Genomic DNA, 21,689 nt, shown 5'->3' on the forward strand with positions numbered 1-21,689 from the left:
CATGATCCGAACCGTTCCAACCAAACCCTATCTTGACCAGAAACCCGGCACGTCCGGCCTGCGCAAGAAGGTGCCTGTCTTCCAGCAGGAGCACTACGCCGAGAATTTCATCCAGTCGATCTTCGACGCGCTCGATGGCTTCAAGGGCAAGACGCTGGTGATTGGCGGCGACGGCCGCTTCTACAACCGCGAGGTCATCCAGAAGGCCATCGCCATGGCGGCGGCCAACGGCTTCGGCAAGGTGATGGTCGGGCAGGGCGGCATATTGTCGACGCCGGCCGCCTCGCATGTCATCCGCAAATACAAGACCTTCGGCGGCATCATTCTGTCGGCCAGCCACAATCCAGGCGGCCCGCATGAGGATTTCGGCATCAAGTACAATGCCGGCAATGGCGGCCCGGCGCCGGAAAAGCTCACCGACGCGATCTTCGAAAAGACCAAGACGATTTCGAGTTTCAAGATCGCCGATATCGACCAGATCGACATCGACAAGATCGGCACCGTCGAGGCCGGCGGCATGACGGTGGAGGTGATCGATCCGGTCACCGACTATGCCGAGCTGATGGAAAGCCTGTTCGACTTCGACGCCATCCGAGCCAATTTCAAATACGGCTTTCGCATGCGCTTCGATGCCATGCATGCGGTCACCGGTCCCTATGCCAAGGAAATCCTCGAACGCCGGCTTGGCGCGGAGAACGGCACCTGCCGCAACTACAAGCCGCTGCCGGATTTCGGCGGCCATCACCCCGACCCCAATCTGGTCCATGCCAAGCATCTCTATGACGAGATGATGGGACCGGACGCGCCGGATTTCGGGGCCGCCTCCGATGGTGACGGCGACCGCAATTTGATCATCGGCAAGGGCATCTTCGTCACCCCCTCGGATTCGGTGGCGATGCTTGCCGCCAATGCGCAACTGGCGCCGGGCTACAAGGACGGCCTCAAAGGCATCGCCCGCTCGATGCCGACCAGCGGCGCTGCCGACCGCGTCGCCGAAAAGCTCGGCATTGGCATCTACGAAACGCCCACCGGCTGGAAGTTCTTCGGCAATCTGCTCGACGCCGGCATGGCAACGATCTGCGGCGAGGAAAGTGCCGGCACCGGCTCCAACCATGTCCGCGAGAAGGACGGGCTGTGGGCAGTGCTGTTGTGGCTCAACATCCTGGCGGTGCGCGGCGAAAGCGCCAAGCAGGTGGTCACCGAGCACTGGGCGACCTATGGCCGCAACTATTATTCGCGCCACGACTATGAAGAGGTCGAGACCGAACGCGCCAATGCCTTGGTCGACGAGTTGCGCGCCAAGCTGACCTCGCTGCCTGGCACCAGCGTGCGCGGCCTGAAGATCGCCAATGCCGACGACTTCGCCTATCACGATCCGGTCGACGGTTCGGTGAGCAAGAACCAGGGCATAAGGATCCTGTTCGAAGGCGGCTCGCGCGTCGTCTTCCGCCTCTCGGGCACAGGCACTTCCGGCGCGACGCTGCGCGTCTATATCGAGCGCTACGAGCCGGACAGAGCGAGGCACGATCTCGACACGCAAGAGGCGCTCGCCGATTTGATTGCGGTGGCGGATGATATTGCCGGGATCAAGAGCCACACCGGCCGCAACAAGCCGAGCGTGATTACTTGAGAGTGGCGCTGCGCGCCGATCCACCTTCTCCCACAAGGGGAGAAGGAGAGCCACGCCCATGACCCATCTCGGCGCAACCATCACCCGCGATGGCATCCGCTTCGCCGCCTGGTCGTCGTCGGCACGGCGTCTTTGGGTGTCGATCTTCGACGACACCGGCGCCCGCGAAACCGACCGGCTTGAGCTTCAGCCGGACGGCGAGGGCGTTTTTGCCTTGTCAGTCGCCGGCCTTGCCGGCGGCACCCGCTATGGCTTTCGCGCCGATGGCGACTATGCGCCCGAACGCGGCCTGTGGTTCGATCCCGACAAGCTGCTCACCGATCCCTACGCCATCGAAATCGACCGGCCGTACCAGTATCACTGGCGGCTCACAGCCAAACGCAACGAAGGCGCCGACACCGCGCAGCTCATGCCCAAGGCAATTGCCGTGGCTTCGTCCAAGGTCGTGCCGGCCAAGCCGCCGCTGTTCAAGCCCGGCGGCCTGATCTACGAACTCAATGTCCGTTCCTTCACCAGGTTGCATCCCGACGTGCCGGAAGTGCAGCGCGGCACCATCGCGGCACTTGCTCATCCCGCCATCATCGAACACCTCAAGAAGATAGGCGTCTCCGCAGTCGAACTGATGCCGGTGACGGCATGGATCGACGAGCGGCATCTGCCGCCGCTCGGCTTGAGCAACGCCTGGGGCTACAACCCGGTCACCTTCATGGCCCTCGACCCGCGCCTGGCGCCGGGCGGCCTGACCGAATTGCGCGACACAGTAGCCGCGCTGCGCAAGGCCGGCATCGGCACCATCCTCGATCTCGTCTTCAACCACACCGGTGAGAGCGATCGGCTCGGCCCGACCCTGTCGCTGCGCGGCCTCGACAACCGTGCCTACTATAGGCATGAGGCCGACAACCGCCTGGTCAATGACACCGGCACCGGCAACACGGTCGCCTGTGACCATCCTATCGTTCGGGAGATGGTGCTCGATACGCTCCGTCATTTCGTCCGCTACGCCGGCGTCGACGGTTTCCGCTTCGATTTGGCGCCGATCCTCGGCCGCGTCGATGGCATTTTCGATCCGGAAGCACCTTTGCTTCAAGCCATTGCTGCCGACCCGATCCTTGCCGATAGGGTGCTGATCGCCGAGCCCTGGGATATTGGCCCGAACGGCTATCAGCTGGGCGATTTCCGCCCGCCATATCTGGAATGGAACGACCGCTACCGCGACGACGTCAGGCGCTTCTGGCGTGGCGATGCAGGCGCCGTCGGTGCGTTGGCGACAAGGCTTGCCGGCTCGTCCGATGTCTTCGCCAAAGAAGGGCGCAGCGCCAGCCGCACGGTGAATTTCATCGCCGCGCATGACGGCATGACGCTCGCCGACATCGTCGCCTATGAGGCCAAGCACAACCAGGCCAATGGCGAGAAGAACCGCGACGGCCACAATGAGAACCTGTCGTGGAACAATGGCGTCGAGGGCGAGACCCCTGACAAGGCGGTTGCCGAGGCCCGTTCCGGTGACTGCCGGGCGCTGCTCGCCACCTTGTTTGCCTCGCGCGGTACGATCATGCTGACGGCGGGTGACGAATTCGGCCGCACGCAAAAGGGCAACAACAACGCCTACGCACAGGACAACGCTATCACCTGGCTCGACTGGGCCGGGCGCGACCTCACGCTGGAAGCCCATGTGTCGGCGCTCGCCGCACTGCGCCGCGCTGCGCCGGCGCTTTCTGACACGCGCTTCCTGACCGGGGAGCCGCCGACTGGCTCTGATGTGCCCGATGTCGCCTGGCTGACCGAGACCGGCGCGCCGCTTGGCGAAGCCGACTGGAACGACGCCGCGCGCCACCGTCTCATCGTGCTGCTTGGCAATACAGCGGAAGGCCGCCTGGCCGTCATCGTCAATGGCGACCGCCGCCAATGCGTCTTCACGCTGCCCGTGCGGGAAGGGTTCCAATGGCAGCCGGCTGTTGAAACGCAGGCGGTCGACCTTGCGCGCCCGCTGCCCGGCCGCAGTGTCAGTTTCATGATCGAGCGCCGGACCGCAAAGGTCCGCGCCAGGAAGGGTTCGTGATGGCCGACGACAATGCCCAGTCGGGACCTGAAGAGAGCGCCGACTGGTGGCGCGGCTGCGTCATCTACCAGATCTACCCGCGCTCGTTCCAGGATACGACAGGCGACGGCAGCGGCGACCTCTTAGGCGTCACATCGCGGCTGGCGCACGTCGCCTCGCTCGGCGTCGACGCCGTCTGGCTGTCGCCCTTCTTCAAGTCGCCAATGGCCGACATGGGCTACGACGTATCGGACTATCAGGCGGTCGATCCGATGTTCGGCTCCCTGGAGGATTTCGACGCGCTGGTGGCCGAGGCGCACCGGCTCGGCCTGAAGGTGATCATCGACCAGGTGCTGTCGCATTCCTCCGACAAGCACGAATGGTTCGTCGAAAGCCGATCGAGTCGCGACAACCCCAAGGCCGACTGGTACGTCTGGGCCGACACCAAACCCGATGGCAACGCCCCCAACAACTGGCTGTCGGTCTTCGGCGGCCCGGCCTGGGAGTGGGACGCGACCCGCCGGCAATACTACATGCACAATTTTCTGGCTTCACAGCCCGACCTCAATTTCCACAATACGGAGGTCCAGGACGCGCTGCTCGACACGGTGCGGTTCTGGCTCGACCGCGGCGTCGACGGCTTCCGCCTGGATACGGTCAACTACTATGTCCATGACCGCTGGCTGCGCAGCAATCCGCCGCTGGCGTCGAGCGTCGCCGGCACCAATGGCGAAACCAACACCTATCTCTTCCAGGAACATCTGTTCGACAAGTCGCAGCCGGAGAACCTCGGTTTCCTCCGGCGCTTTCGCGCTCTGCTCGACGAGTATGACGGCCGCGCCAGTGTCGGCGAGGTCGGCGACGAAAGCCGTTCGCTGCAGACGCTGGCCGCCTACACCTCCGGCGGCGACAAGCTCAACATGTGCTACACTTTCGATCTGCTTGGGGCACAATTCTCGCCTGCCCATGTGCGCGGCTGCGTCGAGGCGTTTGAAACAGCGGTTGCCGATGGCTGGGTCTGCTGGGCGTTTTCCAACCACGATGTCGTGCGCCATGTCAGCCGCTGGACCCGGCCGGGCGGCGATCCGGATGCGGTGGCGAAATTCTCGATCGCTTTGCTCGCCTGCCTGCGCGGATCGATCTGTCTCTATCAAGGCGAGGAGCTTGGGCTGCAAGAGGCGGAACTGACCTTCGAGGATCTGCGCGATCCCTTCGGCATCCGCTTCTGGCCGACGGTCAAGGGCAGGGACGGCTGCCGCACGCCGATGGTCTGGGAAGCGGGCGCCGACAATGCCGGTTTTTCCTCGGCCAAGCCCTGGCTGCCGGTGCCTGCAAGCCAGCGCGCCCGGGCGGTCGACGTCCAGAATGGCGACGAAAATTCCGTGCTCGCCGGCTACCGGACGATGCTGGCCTTGCGCAAGGCGCATACGGCTCTGGTCAAGGGTTCGATCCGTTTTCTCGATACCGAGGGCGATGTTCTTGCCTTCATCCGGCAGGGCGAGGCCGAGACAGTGCTCTGCGTCTTCAATTTCGCCGACGATCCGGCCGACTGGCCACTGCCGCCGGATTTCGGGCCGGTCGTGGCGATAGCTCCGGGTGGCGGTGCGGTCTTACAGGAAGAGGGGCTGTCGCTGCCGGCGCTGGGCTGGTTTGTCGGACGAATTGGCTAGAGCGTTTCACCGTTTCACGGAAACGGCGAACCGCTCTATCTCTTTGTTTTCACGCAATTCCCAAGGGAAAGCGCTACGCGCTTTTCCCGGGAAAACCGCACACACTTTTCCTGGAATTGCTCTAACCTATAGATCGGGCCTATTGCACCAGAACGGAACGGCCGCAGGTCGCGCCGGTGACCCGGACATCAGCCTGGCCGACGCTCACACCGAGCGCTGCGAGCACATTGTAGACCAGCGCGTCGACAGGCGCCGTCACGCTGTTCAGCAGCGCCACCACAGCCGGCTTGACCGTTCCAAGCAGGGCGCTGAGGTTGATCGGCAGGCCCAGCACGTTGGCCGTCAGCGACAGATTCTTGACCAGCGAGGTGGTCAGCGACTGCGTCAGGTTCTGCGTTGAGACGGTCTTGATCGTCTTGGCGGTGATGTCGCTATAGTTGAAGACCAGATCCGTCGAGTTCATGTTGGTCATCGCAAACGCCGCAGAGCCCTTCACCGACAAGAGCGGGACGAGCAGCAGCCTCACCGTAGCGATTTCGGTGTTGTAGAAGGATTGCGGTTTGGTGAAATCGGCGAAGGCGCCGGGATTGCCGTCGGCACTGCTGGCCGCGAGATGCGCTTCGACGACACCGGGGCGCGTGGCGATGGTGACCTTGATGCTCTCGGGACGGCCCGTCGGACAGCTTATGTCCGTCAGCTTGGCCTCCGCATAGGCGATTTCGATATGCAGCGGCAGGGTGACGGAGAGCAGGCTGGTGCCGCCGCCGATATTGCTGTTGCCGACGGTGACTGACGCCAGAAGCTTGATGCGTGTCTGCGCGGTGCGCACCACGGTGCCGGCCTCGCCGACAGCCAGCCATGGCGAGGATTGCATCGGCTCGCCAATGGCGATGTTGAGCGTCGTGGCGGTGAGGCCAGGCACGGTGACGCCAAGGTCGAGCTGGGCCTGGTTGGTGCCGTTGGCAAGGGAGGCTGCGGCCGTCAGCATCCCCATGGCGCTGGTATCGACACCCAGACCCGAGGGCTTTTGCCCGAGACCCAGGCGGCCGACCGAGCCGAGGTCGACAAGGTGGCTGAGCGGAATCTGGACCGTGCTGGTGGCCTTCGAGGCCACCGACTGCAAGGCCAGCTTGGCCGTGTTGCCAAGCCCTGGGACATTGGCCATGGCGGTTGCGATCTGGCCGATGCTCGCCTTTGAAGCCAGCACATCCGAATAGGATACACCGGTCATGTTCAACTGAACCGCGAGCGCGTCGACAAAGGAAAGCACGTTGATGTCGGCCGCGATCAGGGAATTATAGTCCATCACGCTGAGCGAGATGTTGCCGCCCACCAGTCCCTTGAGGAGCGCATTGAGCAGCCCGTCATTGACGCTGAGCAGCCTCGAGCCGACCGAAAATGTCGCCTGCGCCTGGGCGTTTGCGGTGGCCGTCGTGCCGATGACCGGTGGGGCCATGAGCGAGGCGCCGAAATAGAGCGTGCCCTGCTTCTTCAGGAACACGCGCACGGCGTTGTAGGGCAGCTTGCCCGCTTCGAACCGGCTGCCGGCGGCGATCGAACTCAAGCCGGTGTAGCGCCCCGGCACAATCTGGACCACCGCCTTGGTGGCTGTTGGCGCGGCGGTTGTCCCGTCTTTCTGCACGGCAACCGAGCTGATGCCATTGTCCTTCAGCGTCGTCAGCACCGCCGTTTCAACGTTGGCAAGATTGGCCGCAGCAGTGATCGCCGCCAGGTCGACGATCGACTGCGCTGTGCGGCGCTCGTTGAAAAGCGCGCCTTGGTCGACGGCGAACGCCGTCAGGACCAGCGCGACGGGCGCGCAGAGCGCCGTCATGACAGCGAAATTGGCCCGCTTCTCGCGCAGCAGCCGCCGGCATATCTGCCACATTCCAGCAACGGCACTACGCATCAGATGCCCCCGACCCGGATCGTCGATTGGCGTTGAATGGTCATGCCCGGCATCGCCAGATTGGGGAACAGATTCCAGATCGGCAAATTCCGTGCGTCGTAGCTGACCGAGACCACGAACTGACTGCCATCGGCGACGCTGTCCTTGGCGTCGACCGTCAGTTTCGTGGCATCGACGAAGGGATAACCATTGACATCGTTGTTGATGAAGTTGGTCACCAGCGTCTTGCGTTCAGTGGCGTTCAGCCCCGCAATCGCCGTTCGCGCCGCATCCGCCGCGATTTGCTGGACCGAATGGCTGGCGCCGAAATAGATGCCATATGCAACCATTCCGAGTAGAAGCAGGATGAACAAAGGCGCCAGCATGGCGAATTCGATCGCCGAGGTCCCCGAGGAGTTCGCCCGGAAACGACACCACAAAGCGGGGAGTTTTGGGTTCTGCAGCATACTGCCGAGTATGCCAAACTTCGCTTGCAAAAACAGAAAACCGATAAAGCAACCGCAAGGTGCAGCCAGTTGAATGGCATTTGAATTTTAGCTGGAACTATTTTAGCGCGGGGCTACTCACTCTACGTCAAGCAGCGGGCGGTTGAAATAATATTTCCGTCTGTCTAGTGTCCTGCCACCAGCTGCCGGAAAGGGAACCGGCGGCGCGCTCAAAGGGGCCAGAAATCGGTTCCGGGGCGTTAACACTCGAAAGGCGCGAGCCGCTGGGCCGCGCCGCAGGGAGAGACTTCATGCTGAAAAATATGCTGAAGGCGACGCTGGTCGCCACAACCATGACCTTTGCTGCAGGCACGTTCCTGACACCGGCCCTTGCCGAGACCGTCTATAACAGAGGCAGCGCCGCCGAAGCGGAGACGGTCGATCCGCACAAGACCTCGACCGTCTACGAAGCCGATATCATACGCGACCTGTTCCAGGGACTGGTCATGCACGATCAGAAGACGAACCTCATTCCGGGCGCCGCCGAAAGCTGGACCGTATCGGATGACGGCACCGTCTACACCTTCAAGCTGCGCAAGGACGGCTTGTGGTCGGATGGCAGCCCGGTGACGGCGGACGACTTCGTCTATTCCTTCCGTCGGCTGGAGGATCCTGCGACCGCCGCCGAATACGCTTCCATGCTCTATCCCGTGAAGAACGCCGAGGAAGTCAACACCAAGAAGGGCAAGCCCGAGGATCTGGGCGTCAAGGCGATCGACGCCAACACCTTGGAAGTGACGCTGAAGGCGCCGACGCCATACTTCCTCGAGATGCTGACCCACCAGGCCACCTATCCGGTCAACAAGGCCTCGATCGACAAGCTCGGCGCCGACTGGATCAAGGCGGGCAAACTCGTTTCGAACGGCGCCTATACACTGGCCGAGTGGATTCCCAACGACCACATGAAGCTGGTCAAGAATCCGAAATTCTGGGACGCCGCGACCGTCAAGATGGACGTGGTCAACTACATCCCGACCGAAGACCGCTCGTCGGCGATGAAGCGCTTCGAGGCCGGCGAACTCGACAGCTACGGCGACCTGCCGACCGAACAGCTCGCTGACCTCAAGACCAAGTTCGGCGATCAGGTCCGTGTCGGACCGTATCTCGGCACCTACTACTATGCGATCAAGACCGACAAGGCGCCGTGGGACAATGTCGAGCTGCGAAACGCCATCTCGATGGCGATCGACCGGGACTTCCTCGCCGAGAAGGTCTGGCAGAACTCCATGCTGCCGGGCTATTCGATGGTGCCTCCAGGCATCGCGGGCTACACCCCGGCAATGGCAAAATACGCCGACATGTCGCAGATCGACCGCGAGGACGCCGCCAAGAAGATCCTCGAGAAACTCGGCTATACGCCCGAGCATCCGCTGAAGATGGAGATCCGCTACAACACCTCGGAAAACCACAAGAACACCGCGGTTGCCATCCAGGAACAGCTGAAGCCGCTTGGCGTCGAGATCACGCTGCTCAACACCGATACCAAGACCCACTATTCCTTCCTTGAGCAGAAGGGTAACTACGACGTGGCGCGTGCCGCCTGGATCGCCGACTACAAGGATCCGGAAACCTTCCTCGGCATCACACGCAAGGCAAGCGGCAACAACTATTCGAACTACAACAGCCCTGCATACGAGGCGGCCATGGACAAGGCCGCTGCCGCCGGCGGCAAGCCGGAAGAGCGCATGAAGGAGCTCACTGAGGCCGAGCGCATCCTTGTCGATGACGTCGGTAACATTCCGCTTCTCTACTACAGCTTCCACGACATCGTTTCCTCGAAGCTGCATGGCTTCGATGACAATGTGATGGACATCCATCCGTCCCGCTTCGTCTCCAAGGACTGAATCATCCTTGACTGGACCGCCGCGCCCCCATCCGGGCGCGGCGGGCTGGTCGGTCATCGCACCGGTCCGAAAGTCGTGGTCGATTTTCGGCAAGCCCGGTGCGAAGATTTGGAGCGCCGGAGCGTGGCAATGCGTCCGCATGGACGTGTGGCGCTCTGGCCGAAGCGGGGCGCCGATGCTGCGATATATCTTGCGGCGGCTTCTGACCGCCATACCGACGCTATTCGTCATCGTGACCATGGCGTTCTTCCTGATACGCGTCGCACCAGGCGGCCCATTCAATCAGGAGCGGGGCTTGAGCCCCGAGATCAGGGCCAATCTCGAAGCCCAGTTCGGCCTCGACGATCCGCTCTGGCTGCAATATGCCCACTATCTCGGCAATCTTTTGCGCGGCAATTTCGGGCCGAGCTACAATTTGCCTGACTTCACAGTCACCGAACTCTTCGCCAAGGGCTTGCCGATTTCAGTCCAGCTCGGCACCTCCGCGCTGATCCTGGCGCTTCTGCTCGGCTCGGTGCTCGGCACCATTGCGGCGCTCAACCAGAACAAGCTTGGCGACTATACGGTGATCGCGCTGGCGACCGCCGGCAGCACCATCCCAACCTTCGTCATCGCCCCGATCATCCAGCTCGCCTTCGGATTGACCTGGAAGCTGTTGCCGATCGGCGGCTGGGGTGATGGCGCACTGATCAACAAGATCGGGCCGGTGCTGACGCTCGCTTTGCCCCAGATCGCCATCGTCGCCCGCCTGATGCGCGGCTCGATGATCGAGAGCTTGCGTTCGCATCATATCCGAACGGCGCGTGCGCTCGGCCTGTCGGACTGGTCGGTGGTGGTCAAGCACGCGCTGCGCGGCGCCATCCTGCCGATCGTGTCTTTCACCGGTCCGGCGGCCGCGGCGCTGCTCACCGGTTCGGTCATCGTCGAGACAATCTTCTCCATTCCCGGCGTCGGCCGCTATTTCGTCGATGCCGCGCTCAACCGCGACTACACGCTGGTGATGGGAACCGTGGTGGTGATCGCGCTCTTCACCATCGTCTTCAACCTGATCGTCGACGTCATGTATGCGGTCGTCGATCCGAGGGTGCGCTATGACTGATATCGCAGCCACCGCCGCTCCGCCGGCCGTCGTCGGCCGCTCGCTCTGGGGCGACGCATGGGCGCGGCTCAAGGCCAATCGCGCCGCCATGTTCAGCCTCTATTACCTTGCCTTCATCGGCGTCATCAGCGTGTTCGGCCCCTGGTTCGTACCGCATCAATACACCACCATCTATGCCGACTATGTGCGCACGCCGCCGAGCTTCAGCCCCTATCCACGGGCCGACATGATCGAGACGGCGCTTGACGAAGCGATCAAGCGCATGCGCGTCGACATCAAGGAATGGAAACAGGACGGCGATCGCGTCACCGTCACCGTCACCTCGACCAAACCGATCGATGAGCGCAACGTCCGCTATCTCGACCGCTCCGATGCCTTCGACGATACCAAGATAGAGAGCAAATCGGCCGACGGGCTCGAATTGACGATGACCGCGTCGGTCAAACAGCAGTATTTCCTGTTCGGCACCGACAACACCGGCCGCGATCTGTTGTCGCGCACGCTGATGGCAGGGCGCATTTCGCTGGCCATCGGCCTGCTTGCCGGCGTTGTCGCCGTGGTCATCGGCGTCCTTTACGGGGCGGCGGCCGGCTTTTCCGGCGGCAAGATCGACGAGGTGATGATGCGCATCGTCGACGTGCTCTATTCGCTGCCGTTCATCTTCTTCGTCATCATGCTGGTGGTGTTCTTTGGCCGCAACTTCGTGCTGATGTTCCTCGCGGTGGGTGCGGTGCTGTGGCTCGACACGGCGCGCATCGTGCGCGGCCAGGCGTTGTCGATCCGCCGTCAGGAATATGTCCAGGCCGCCGAGGCCATGGGCGTTGGCCAGCGCGGCATCCTGCTCCGCCATGTCATTCCCAACCTGCTCGGACCCGTGGTGATCTACATGACGCTCTTGGTGCCGCAGGTTATCATCCTGGAAAGCTTCCTGTCTTTCCTCGGCCTTGGCGTGCAGGAGCCGATGACCAGCTGGGGCGTGCTGATCTCGGTCGGCGCCAAGAACATCGGCAGCGCCAACTGGCTGCTTTTGTTCCCGGCCTTCTTCCTCGTTTCGACGCTGTTTGCACTGAATTTCGTCGGCGACGGCCTGCGCGATGCGCTCGACCCGAGAGATCGATAAAGATGGGAACCGTTGATATGGCAACTCCCGAAACGATCCTCAGCGTCAAGGACCTTCGCGTCCGCTTCCGCACGCTCGACGGCGCCGTCGAAGCCGTGAAAGGCATCAACATCCACGTCAATGCCGGCGAGACCGTCGCCGTGGTCGGCGAATCCGGCTCCGGCAAGAGCCAGACGATGATGGCGGCGATGAGCCTGCTGGCTTCCAACGGCGAGGCGACGGGTCAGGTCGACTATCGCGGCCGCAACCTGTTGACGCTGAGCAAGTCCGACCTCAACAAGGTGCGCGGCGCCAAGATCAGCATGATCTTCCAGGAGCCGATGACCTCGCTCGATCCGCTCTATTCGATCGGCAACCAGCTGATCGAACCGATCCGCAAGCATCGCGGGCTGAACGCGGCCGAGGCGCGTGAAGAGGCGCTCAAGCTGCTCAGGCTGGTGCATATTCCCGATCCGGAGCGGCGGATGAAATCCTATCCGCACGAAATGTCGGGCGGCCAGCGCCAGCGCGTCATGATCGCCATGGCGCTCGCCAACGACCCCGATATTCTGATCGCCGACGAGCCGACGACGGCGCTCGACGTCACCATCCAGGCGCAGATCCTGGTGCTGCTAGCCGAACTGCAACGCAAGCTCGGCATGGCCATCGTCTTCATCACCCACGACCTCGGCATTGTCAGGCGCTTTGCCGACCGCGTCTATGTCATGCGCTATGGCGAGGTGGTCGAGGAAGGCGAGGCCGAAGCGCTTTTCGCCAACCCGCAGCATGCCTATACGAAAATGCTTCTGGCCGCCGAACCGACCGGCACCAAGGCGCCGCCGCCGGCCAACGCGCCGGTGCTGCTCGAGGGCCGCAATGTCGAAGTGACGTTCAAGATCGGCGGCGGCTTCCTCGCCGGCGAGCCGCTGCTTTTGCGCGCTGTCGACCACATTTCGATCCGGCTGAAGCGCAACCAGACGATCGGCATTGTCGGCGAATCCGGTTCGGGAAAATCGACGCTCGGCCGCGCTTTGCTCAGGCTGTTGCCGAGCGACGGCGTCATCCGCTTCGGCGACCGGGATATTTCCACCGCCGACCGCCAGGCGATGCGGCCGCTGCGGCGTGAGATGCAACTCGTCTTCCAGGATCCGTTCGGCTCGCTGTCACCGCGCATGACTGTCGGCCAGGTCATCACCGAAGGGCTTTTGGTGCATGAGCCGAACCTGTCAGGTAAGCAACGCGACCAGCGAGCCGTCGAGGCCTTGCTGGAGGTCGGCCTCGACCCCAATGCCCGCAACCGCTACCCGCACGAATTCTCAGGCGGCCAGCGCCAGCGCATTGCCATCGCGCGCGCCATGATCCTGAAGCCCAAACTGGTGGTGCTGGACGAGCCGACCTCGGCCCTCGACCGCTCGGTGCAGAAACAGATCGTCGAGCTCTTGCGCAAGCTGCAGGCCGACCACGAACTGTCCTACCTCTTCATCAGCCACGATCTCGCCGTGGTGCGCGCCATGGCCGACTACATCATCGTCATGAAGCAAGGCAAGATCGTCGAGGAAGGCCCGACGGAAGAGATATTCAGCAACCCGCAAGCAGCCTACACACAGACGCTGATGAACGCGGCGATCGATGTGACGCGGTTCCGGTTGAGTGCTTGAGGCGTGAGGTGAAGCAGATCTTCAGGGCAGGGCCAGTTCGCTTAGCCCGCTGACTTGGGGCATCTGCCCGCTCTTGTCGTGACAATCACCTCTTCCCGCTGCTTCAGCTTTTCGATCCTGGCCGTCTCACGGTTGGCGACGGCGGTCTTGACGCGTGCGCCGCCGAGCAGCCAGTTCGGCACGCTGGTGTTGGCGACCTTGCCGCGGGTGATGGCGGTTTGCGAGATTTCACGCGCGATATCGCCCACGGCATTGTTGAGCTCGGCGCATGTCATGCTGTCGTATTTCGCCGGGTTGAGCGTACCGCCCAGCGATGAGCAGCCTGTCGCCAGCGACAGAGCAAGCAGCGCTGACAGCCGGCCTGCGATCGAAATCAACAAATTCATCTTCCGCACACCTCGTTTCGGGCCGCTGTTTCGGCGGTTGTCCCATTATCGAGGTAGCGCGGATGGTTGTCTCGTCAAAACACCATGCCGACGCCAGACGCCGATGCGGCCGGTTTGCCTTTAAGGTATCTTGTGGGGATGTCGGGAGAAACGGACACCTAAGTGTCTGTTTTTTCTGGTCGGAGTGGCAGGATTTGAACCTGCGACCCCCTCGTCCCGAACGAGGTGCGCTACCAGGCTGCGCTACACTCCGTGACCAGACCGCGGGCTTATAGCCGCCGTACTTCGTTCCTGCAAGCGGCAATGGCAGCGCTTCCGTCGCATTTCGTTCGCTTTCGTCGGGCATTGCCGCAAAGCTTGGATTTCCCGCCCGGGATAAACCCCGCTTAAAGCCTTGTGTGCTAGGCAGCAGCCTCGATAAATCGTGTTTTCGCCATCTGGAGCTCTGCTGTCTTGCCCCTGAAAATCGTAGGCGACGCCCGGCCCAACAGCTTCGAATTCGAAACCGAAGCGCTGATCAAAGCGTCGGGATTTCGCGAGTACGATGCGCGCTGGTGGTTCGGTCACCCCGGCTCCGCGCAGCCGCCGGAGCTCAACCTGATCGGCGTCCAGGCGCTCGGCATGGGGCTGGGCACGTTGATTCGGCGTCTTGGCGCCGGGCCTGACATCGTCACCGGCCACGATTTCCGCGCCTATTCGCTCGGCATCAAGCTGGCGCTGGTGTCCGGCCTGATGGCTGCGGGCGCCAGAGTAAAAGACATTGGCCTGGCGCTGTCGCCGATGGCCTATTTCGCCCAGTTCGCGCTCGACACACCGTCCGTCGCCATGGTCACGGCCTCGCACAATGAAAACGGCTGGACCGGGGTCAAGATGGGCGCGGCGCGGCCGCTGACCTTCGGGCCGGAGGAGATGAGCGTACTGAAACAGATCGTGCTGTCGGGCGATTTCCATCTTGCCGGCGGCGGCTCCTATGAATTCGTCTCTGGTTTTCGCGAGACCTATCTCGACGACCTTGTCGGGAACAAACGCATCGCGCGAAAGCTGAAGGTCGTGGCCGCATGCGGCAATGGCACCGCCGGTGCCTTCGCGCCGCAGGCGCTGGAGCGCATCGGCTGCGAGGTGATCCCGCTCGACGTCGAGCTCGACCATACTTTTCCGCGTTACAACCCGAACCCGGAGGACATGCAGATGCTGCATGCCATCAGGGACAAGGTTCTGGAGACCGGCGCCGATGTCGGGCTGGGCTTCGACGGTGACGGCGACCGTTGCGGCGTGGTCGACAATGAAGGCAACGAGATCTTCGCCGATAAGGTCGGCGTCATGCTGGCGCGGGATATTTCGAGCCAGTATCCCGGCTCGACTTTCGTCGTCGACGTCAAGTCGACCGGGCTGTTCAACACCGACAGTGTGCTGCGCGCCAATGGCGCCGTCACCGATTACTGGAAGACCGGCCACTCCTATATCAAGCGCCGCGTTGCCGAGCTCGGCGCCGTCGCCGGCTTCGAAAAGTCAGGCCATTTCTTCTTCAACCCGCCGATCGGCCGCGGCTACGATGATGGTCTCGTCACGGCAATAGCCATTTGCCAGATGCTCGACCGCAATCCGAAAAGCTCGATGGCCGATCTCTACCGCGCACTGCCGCTGACCTTCGGAACGCCGACCATGTCGCCGCATTGCGCCGACGATGTGAAATACGGCGTGGTCGAACGCGTGGTGACGGACTTCCAGGCAATGCAGCGCGACGGCGAGGCTTTTGCCGGCCAGAAGATATCGGACCTCATCACCGTCAACGGCGTGCGCGTCGTTGCCGAGGATGGCACCTGGGGGCTGGTGCGGGCATCGTCGAACAAGCCGGAGCTTGTCGTGGTTGTCGAAAGCCCGGTATCGTCCGACCGCCGCCGTCAGATGTTCGAGGCCGTCGACGCCGTGCTGCGCCGCAGTCCCGAAGTCGGCGCCTACAACCAGACCTTTTAGGTTCCCACGTTTCGGTTCGGGCCAGAATAGTCAGGCGGCGGAAGTCGCCTGCCCAAGCACACTCCAGTCGAATTCTGGTGCCCAGTCGGCAAAACTGTGCCAGCGGACCTCCGGGAATTCCTTGCGCAAGGCCTCGATGTCGACATCGTAGCCGACGCGGTCGAACCATTCGAACATCAGCGCGGCATCCTCGCTCTGCTGGCGTGCCATGGCGATCGGGATTTCCTGATAGCTGATAGGTCGGCCGATGGCCTGCGACAGGATTTTGGCTTGCTCTTCGCCCGACAATTCGTCCCCGGCAAAGTCGAAGCGCTTGCCGAACACTTGTTCGCGCCGCTCGGCCAAGGCGGCGACGAAAGCGCCGATGTCAGCCAGAGCGACCAGCTGGAGGGCACGCTTTGGTGGCACCGCGAAGGCATAGGTGCCCTGGCTGAGCGCGCTGATCGACCACGGCGCAACGACATTCTCCATGAAGGCGGCGGGCGCGCTGATCGTGTAGGGGATGCCGAGCCCGACGACATGTTTCTCGACGAGATACTTGCTGTCGAAATGCGGAATGCCGGTTTTCTTGTCTGCACTGGCAACTGAAGAATAGATCAGATGCCCGACGCCGGCAGCCTTCGCCGCATCGGCCGCAAGAATCCCTTGGCGGGTCTCTTCTTCCATGCCGGCCTCATAGCTGTTGCCCATCAGGAACATGGTGTCGACGTCTCCGGTGGCCCTCACGACGGAGGCTGTATCGGCGAGATCGCCAGCCACCACTTCGGCGCCCGCCGCCGCCAAATGCCGAGCGGCTTCGCTGTCTGGCTTGCGCGTCAGCGCCTTCACCCGATGTCCTTTCGACAGCAGGGCGCGCGCCACGGCGCCGCCTTGCTGGCCGGTAGCGCCGGTCACCAGTATGGTTTTCTTGCTGATCATCTCGTCTGCTCCTTTTGTTCGCTGGAGTAGAATTAGGGTCTGTCGCATTGATGCATAATTGCCTATAATTGGAAAACTTTGTCCCGTTTTTGGATACAATGCTCGACCTCAATGACATCGTCGTATTTGCCCGCGTCGTCGAAGCCGGCAGCTTCACGGCGGCGGCGCGCCTGCTGGCCATGCCCAAGACGACGGTCAGCCGCCGCATTGCCGCGCTCGAACGCGAGGTGGGGGTCCGCCTACTGCAGCGCACGACGCGTAGCCTCAACATGACGGATGCCGGGCGTCTCTATTACGAGCAGAGCAGCCAGGCGTTGCGGACGATCGAGGAAGCCAATTTGCGTCTTGCCGAAACCAGGACGGAGCCGTCGGGCACGATTCGCATTTCGGCCCCGGTCGGCTTTAGCGGCCATTTCCTTATCGGCGCCGTCGTCGACTTCCTCGCAACGTATCCAAAGACCAAGGTCGAGCTCCGCCTGACCGACGACAGGCTCAATCTGGTCGAGGACGGCATCGATCTCGCTTTCCGCACCGGCGCGCTCCAGGATTCGACGCTGATCGCTCGCAAGCTCGGCTCCACGCACAGGCTGCTCTGCGCCAGCCCGGACTATCTCGCGCGCCACGGCGTGCCGGAAGAGCCAGTGGATCTCGCGCGCCATCAATGCGTCGTCGCCGGCCCATCGACGTCGGGTGCCCACTGGGTGCTGGATGGGCCGCGCGGCCAGGAGACGGTCGCCGTGGCTGGCCGCTTCGCCGCCAACGAGATGCAGGCGGTCATTGCAGCCACGCTTGCGGGCTTCGGCATCGCCCAATTGCCCCACGTGCTTGCCGAGGGGTTGATCAATGAAGGGCGGTTGCGGCGCGTTCTCGAGCAGCATACGACGCCGGCCGGTGGCCTCCACGTCCTCTATCCGAGCAGCCGTCACCTTTCGCCCCTGGTCAAGGCCTTCATCGAACTGGCAGCCGAGCGGATTTCCAGCCAGGTAAACACGGCTTAAAGGCATGCGTGCTACCCAATCGACCAACAACTCTTGAGCGCGAGACCCGAATGACCGAGCGCATTGTCAGTTTTGTCATGAGTGGCGGTGTCGGTTCGCGGCTCTGGCCGCTGTCGCGCGAGGACAATCCAAAACAGTTCCACGATCTTTCCGGCGACGGCTCGATGCTGGCCAAGACGCTGCGCCGGCTGACAGCACGGCCGGAAGGCGAGACGCCGATCTTCCTGATCGCCGCCGAGCGTCATGCCGAGCGCGTCCATGCCGACCTTGCCGGTCTCGACCTCTCAGGCGGCGGCCCGCTGTTCGAGCCGACCGGCCGTAACACCGCTGCTGCCGTGGCGCTGGCTGCATTGCGCACGCTGTCCGAGTTTGGCGACAGCCTGGTGTTGGTGGTGCCGTCGGACCACGAAATCGCGACACCGAAGCAATTCTGGCAGAGCGTCGAGGTCGGCAGCGAGGCAGCCCTTGCCGGCCGGCTGGTGGTGTTCGGCATCAGGCCGACGCAGCCCGAGACCGGCTACGGCTATATCGAGGTGTTAGGCGAGAACAGCGGCGTCTTCGACGTCTCCCGTTTCGTCGAAAAGCCTGACCTTGCCACCGCGCAGAGCTATCTCAAGGCCGGCACTTTCTACTGGAACACCGGCATCTTTCTGTTTCGCGCCGGCGCCATGCGCGACGCGTTCGCGGCGTTCCAGCCGGACATCTGGCAAGCCACGGAAGCGGCCTACCAGGCGGCGACATCGGATCTGTCCGGCCTCTATATGCCGCTGGAGCTCTACGCCGCCATCCCGTCGAACTCGATCGACTACGCCATCATGGAGCGGGCCAAGGACATCGCCATGGTGCCGGCCGGCTTCCGCTGGAACGACCTCGGCTCCTGGCAGTCGCTGCTCGATGTCGGCCCTGCCGATGCCAAGGGCAATGTCGTCGTCGGCGATGTCGTCGCCATCGATTGCGAGAATTCCTACATCAGAAGCGACGGCCGGCTCCTGTCGGCGATCGGCATGAGGGATGTCGCTATCGTCTCGACCGCCGACGCCACTTTCGTCGCGCCGGTCAGCCACAGCCAGCACGTGAAGAAGATCGTCGAGCAGCTGGAGAAATCGGGCCGGCTGGAAACCAGGTTCACGCCGGCGCATGACCGCGTCATCGAAAGCGGGGCCTGGCGGCGGCGCGTGCATCACTGGCTGTTCGAGGAGACCTTGCCGCTGTGGTCGACGGCAGGCGTCGATGAGCGCCATGGCGGCTTTCATGAGGCGCTCGGCTTCGATGCCCAACCGCTGATGAAGCCCAAGCGTATGCGCACCATGGCGAGGCAGGTCTATGCCTTCGCCGTTGCCAAGGCGCGCGGCTGGGACGGACCGGCGGACCGCCTGATTACCCATGGCGTTGCCTTCATGGCCGGCAAGGGCCGCACCGAAAAAGGCGGCTGGGTGCGCACACTCAATGTCGACGGCTCCGTCGCCGACGCCACCGAAGATGCCTACGACCATTCCTGCGTGCTCTTGGCGCTGGCGCATGCGCATATGTGCGGCAACCCCGATGCGCTGCGGCTCGGCGAAGAAACGTTCTCCTTCCTCGACGCGCATCTCGAGGACAGCCGCATGACCGGCTTTCTCGAGACATCGGACGGTGAGGGCGAACGGCGCTCCAACCCGCATATGCATTTGCTCGAGGCTTTCCTCGCCTGGTACGAGGCGACGGGCGACCGCACCTATCTGCGACGCGCCGCCCGCATCATCGACCTCTTCCGCAGCCATTTCTTCGACGCCGAGAGCTGGACGCTCGGCGAATTTTTTGACGCGGGATGGAAACCCGCGGCCGGCGAGAAGGGCACATGGACCGAGCCCGGCCACCATTTCGAATGGGCCTCGCTGCTCACCGACTTTGCCGCCCGTAGCGGCCAGAGCGAGTTGAGCAATTTTGCCCGCAAGCTCTACGCCTCGGCCATCGCCAACGGCCTCAACCGCGCCACCGGCCTTGCTTACGGCGCTGTCTCAAGACAGGGCCTGCCGCTCGACCTTGTGTCGCGCAGCTGGCCGCAGGCCGAAGCGATCAAGGCGGCGATCGCACTGGATGGCTCAGGCGGTCCCGATCTCAAGCCCGAGATCGAGGCGCGAGTCGGCCGCCTGTTCCGCTGGCACATCGACCCGGCCCCGCTCGGCCTCTGGATCGACCGCATCGACGAACGCGGCCGCTCGTTGGCATCGGACGTGCCGGCCAGCATCTTCTATCATCTGGTCTGCGCGCTGACGCAGTATCTTGATGGGACAGCGCAGAAGGGGTGAGGCGCTGAAGCTCCTGATCTACCCCCTTGCGGGGGAGATGCCTGGCAAGGCAGAGGGGGGTGCTGACCCGCCGACGTCTCAGCTATTCGAAGATTCGACCAAAGGCAGGCGATCCTTCACACACCCCTCTGGCCTGCCGGCCATCTCCCCCGCAAAGGGGAGATCAGCCCTCGTGTCGGCTTTCGCCAATCGCCAATCAATACGGGCTCGCCACGTCCCCGGTCTCGACATACACCGCCTTCAACTGCGAATAGAGCGCCAGCGCGGCCAGCGAATTCTCGCGCCCGATACCGGACTGCTTCACCCCACCGAACGGGATTTCCACCGGCGTCAGATTGTAGGCGTTGATCCAGCACGTGCCGGCCTGCATCTCTGCGATGACGCGATGCGCGCGCTGCAGGTCGCGGGTGAACACACCGGCGGCGAGGCCGAATTCGGTGTCATTGGCGCGGTCGATCACCTCGTCCTCGCCGTCGAACTTCAGCACGCTCATCACCGGTCCGAAAATCTCCTCGCGCGCGATGCGCATGGTGTCGGTGACGCCGGTGAACACTGTCGGCTCGACGAAGAAGCCGCCATCAAAACCCTGTAGTGACGGTACATTGCCGCCGCAGGCCAGCGTCGCTCCATCCTGCTGGCCGGCCTTGATGTAGGAGACGACCTTCTCCTGCTGCGCCTTGTTGACCAGCGGTCCCATCTGCGTCTCTGGATCGAGCGGATCGCCGATGCGGATCTTTTTCGTCCGCTCGACCAGCCGGTCGACGAAACGGTCGTGGATGCCGCTCTGCACGAAGACGCGCGTGCCGTTGGAACAGATCTGGCCCGTGGAATAGAAATTGCCGAGCATGGCGCCGCCAATGGCATTTTCGAGATCGGCATCATCGAAGACGATCAGCGGCGACTTGCCGCCGAGCTCCATCGTCGCGTGCTTCATTTTCGAGCCGGCGAGCGACAGCACCTTGCGGCCGGTCGGCACCGAGCCGGTCACTGACACTTTGGCAACGACATCATGGCCAACAAGGCCGGCGCCGACATCGCCATAGCCCTGCACAACGTTGAACAGCCCGTCGGGCAGGCCAGCCTCTGAGTAGATTTCGGCCAGCGCCAGCGCCGACAGCGGGGTGTTCTCCGACGGCTTGAACACCATGGCATTGCCCATGGCGAGCGCCGGCGCGGATTTCCAGCCGGCGATCTGGATAGGATAGTTCCAGGCGCCGATGCCGACGCACACGCCAAGCGCCTCGCGGCGCGTATAGGCAAAGGGTCCGCCGAGATCGATGGCCTCGCCGTTGAAGGCAGCGACCGCACCGCCGAAATATTCGAGGCAGTCGGCCGCCGACGGCGCGTCCGCCACCAGCGTTTCCTGGATCGCCTTGCCGGTATCCAGCGTCTCGATGCGCGCGAGATCGGCGTTGCGGGCGCGCAAAATGTCGGCAGCGCGGCGCAGGATGCGGCCGCGCTCAACCGGCTTCATCCGCGCCCAGGCCGGTTGTGCCGCGCGTGCGGCTTCGATCGCCAGCTCCAGCACATTCGGCGTCGCCGAATACAAGGTGGCGATGATCTCGCCCGTCGCCGGATAGATCACCGGCAGCGGCGCACCACCTTCATCCTCGATGTAGCGGCCGTTGACATAGTGCGATGCCGTTGGCTGGGCGCGCATATGAAGTCTCCAATGATCTTCGCTGGACAATGC

At 63.1% G+C, this 21,689-nt stretch carries 15 protein-coding genes and 1 tRNA gene; 10 read left to right on the forward strand and 6 right to left on the reverse strand.

Annotated features, from left to right (window positions below):
- The first annotated feature begins 1 nt into the window (after position 1).
- The 3 genes from ACYHH6_RS15710 to bglA are packed head-to-tail and all read left to right on the forward strand — an operon-like array spanning position 2 to position 5,338.
- Entirely contained in the window at positions 2 to 1,630 is a 1,629-nt protein-coding gene (locus ACYHH6_RS15710) for an alpha-D-glucose phosphate-specific phosphoglucomutase (protein WP_352584755.1), read from the forward strand.
- Between the two features lie 58 nt (positions 1,631 to 1,688).
- Positions 1,689 to 3,689: a glycogen debranching protein GlgX gene (gene glgX / locus ACYHH6_RS15715; RefSeq protein WP_352584757.1), complete on the forward strand. Its 2,001-nt coding sequence runs from the start codon at positions 1,689 to 1,691 to the stop codon at positions 3,687 to 3,689.
- Positions 3,689 to 5,338, forward strand: a complete 1,650-nt coding sequence (bglA, locus tag ACYHH6_RS15720) for a beta-galactosidase BglA (RefSeq protein ID WP_352584759.1) — start codon at positions 3,689 to 3,691, stop codon at positions 5,336 to 5,338. Before glgX ends, bglA begins: the two co-directional genes overlap by 1 nt.
- A gap of 139 nt (positions 5,339 to 5,477) precedes the next feature.
- Here bglA and ACYHH6_RS15725 read toward each other — a convergent pair whose 3' ends face one another.
- Together ACYHH6_RS15725 and ACYHH6_RS15730 are read right to left on the reverse strand one after the other, a co-directional pair.
- Positions 5,478 to 7,247, reverse strand: coding sequence for a pilus assembly protein TadG-related protein (locus ACYHH6_RS15725; protein WP_352584761.1), 1,770 nt, complete (start codon positions 7,245 to 7,247; stop codon positions 5,478 to 5,480).
- Positions 7,247 to 7,612 carry a TadE/TadG family type IV pilus assembly protein gene (locus tag ACYHH6_RS15730; RefSeq protein WP_352559954.1) on the reverse strand — a complete coding sequence of 122 codons (366 nt, stop codon included), beginning with the start codon at positions 7,610 to 7,612 and terminating at the stop codon, positions 7,247 to 7,249. The genes ACYHH6_RS15725 and ACYHH6_RS15730 overlap by 1 nt, the downstream gene beginning before the upstream one ends.
- A 371-nt stretch (positions 7,613 to 7,983) precedes the next feature.
- Here ACYHH6_RS15730 and ACYHH6_RS15735 point away from each other — a divergent pair, with 371 nt between their 5' ends.
- The 4 genes from ACYHH6_RS15735 (at position 7,984) to ACYHH6_RS15750 (ending at position 13,432) form a co-directional block, all read left to right on the forward strand.
- Entirely contained in the window at positions 7,984 to 9,576 is a 1,593-nt protein-coding gene (locus tag ACYHH6_RS15735) for a peptide ABC transporter substrate-binding protein (RefSeq protein ID WP_352584765.1), read from the forward strand.
- Between the two features lie 175 nt (positions 9,577 to 9,751).
- Entirely contained in the window at positions 9,752 to 10,675 is a 924-nt protein-coding gene (locus tag ACYHH6_RS15740; RefSeq protein ID WP_352559422.1) for an ABC transporter permease subunit, read from the forward strand.
- Complete coding sequence (locus ACYHH6_RS15745; protein WP_352584767.1) at positions 10,668 to 11,795, forward strand: ABC transporter permease; 1,128 nt, start codon at positions 10,668 to 10,670, stop codon at positions 11,793 to 11,795. The genes ACYHH6_RS15740 and ACYHH6_RS15745 overlap by 8 nt, the downstream gene beginning before the upstream one ends.
- Positions 11,796 to 11,812: 17 nt before the next feature.
- On the forward strand, positions 11,813 to 13,432 hold the full coding sequence (locus tag ACYHH6_RS15750; RefSeq protein ID WP_352584769.1) for an ABC transporter ATP-binding protein: 1,620 nt from the start codon (positions 11,813 to 11,815) through the stop codon (positions 13,430 to 13,432).
- A 41-nt stretch (positions 13,433 to 13,473) separates the two neighbouring features.
- Here ACYHH6_RS15750 and ACYHH6_RS15755 read toward each other — a convergent pair whose 3' ends face one another.
- Together ACYHH6_RS15755 and ACYHH6_RS15760 are read right to left on the reverse strand one after the other, a co-directional pair.
- Positions 13,474 to 13,818, reverse strand: coding sequence for a hypothetical protein (locus tag ACYHH6_RS15755; RefSeq protein WP_352584771.1), 345 nt, complete (start codon positions 13,816 to 13,818; stop codon positions 13,474 to 13,476).
- A 176-nt stretch (positions 13,819 to 13,994) separates the two neighbouring features.
- Positions 13,995 to 14,071: transfer RNA gene (locus tag ACYHH6_RS15760), tRNA-Pro, on the reverse strand.
- A gap of 200 nt (positions 14,072 to 14,271) precedes the next feature.
- Here ACYHH6_RS15760 and ACYHH6_RS15765 point away from each other — a divergent pair.
- Positions 14,272 to 15,792, forward strand: a complete 1,521-nt coding sequence (locus tag ACYHH6_RS15765) for a phosphomannomutase/phosphoglucomutase (protein ID WP_352584773.1) — start codon at positions 14,272 to 14,274, stop codon at positions 15,790 to 15,792.
- Between the two features lie 30 nt (positions 15,793 to 15,822).
- On the opposite strand, the gene ACYHH6_RS15770 is transcribed toward ACYHH6_RS15765, so the two are convergent.
- Positions 15,823 to 16,710: an NmrA/HSCARG family protein gene (locus ACYHH6_RS15770; protein ID WP_352584777.1), complete on the reverse strand. Its 888-nt coding sequence runs from the start codon at positions 16,708 to 16,710 to the stop codon at positions 15,823 to 15,825.
- Positions 16,711 to 16,808: 98 nt separating this feature from the next.
- Between ACYHH6_RS15770 and ACYHH6_RS15775 the strand changes: the two genes are divergently transcribed.
- Together ACYHH6_RS15775 and ACYHH6_RS15780 are read left to right on the forward strand one after the other, a co-directional pair.
- A complete protein-coding gene (locus tag ACYHH6_RS15775) occupies positions 16,809 to 17,708 on the forward strand; it encodes a LysR family transcriptional regulator (RefSeq protein WP_352584779.1) in 900 nt (299 codons plus the stop codon).
- A gap of 50 nt (positions 17,709 to 17,758) precedes the next feature.
- Positions 17,759 to 19,996, forward strand: coding sequence for a mannose-1-phosphate guanylyltransferase/mannose-6-phosphate isomerase (locus tag ACYHH6_RS15780; RefSeq protein ID WP_352584781.1), 2,238 nt, complete (start codon positions 17,759 to 17,761; stop codon positions 19,994 to 19,996).
- Between the two features lie 196 nt (positions 19,997 to 20,192).
- On the opposite strand, the gene betB is transcribed toward ACYHH6_RS15780, so the two are convergent.
- Positions 20,193 to 21,656 carry a betaine-aldehyde dehydrogenase gene (betB, locus tag ACYHH6_RS15785; protein ID WP_352584783.1) on the reverse strand — a complete coding sequence of 488 codons (1,464 nt, stop codon included), beginning with the start codon at positions 21,654 to 21,656 and terminating at the stop codon, positions 20,193 to 20,195.
- Positions 21,657 to 21,689 lie beyond the last annotated feature (33 nt).

The organism is Mesorhizobium sp. P171375 (assembly GCF_057786075.1).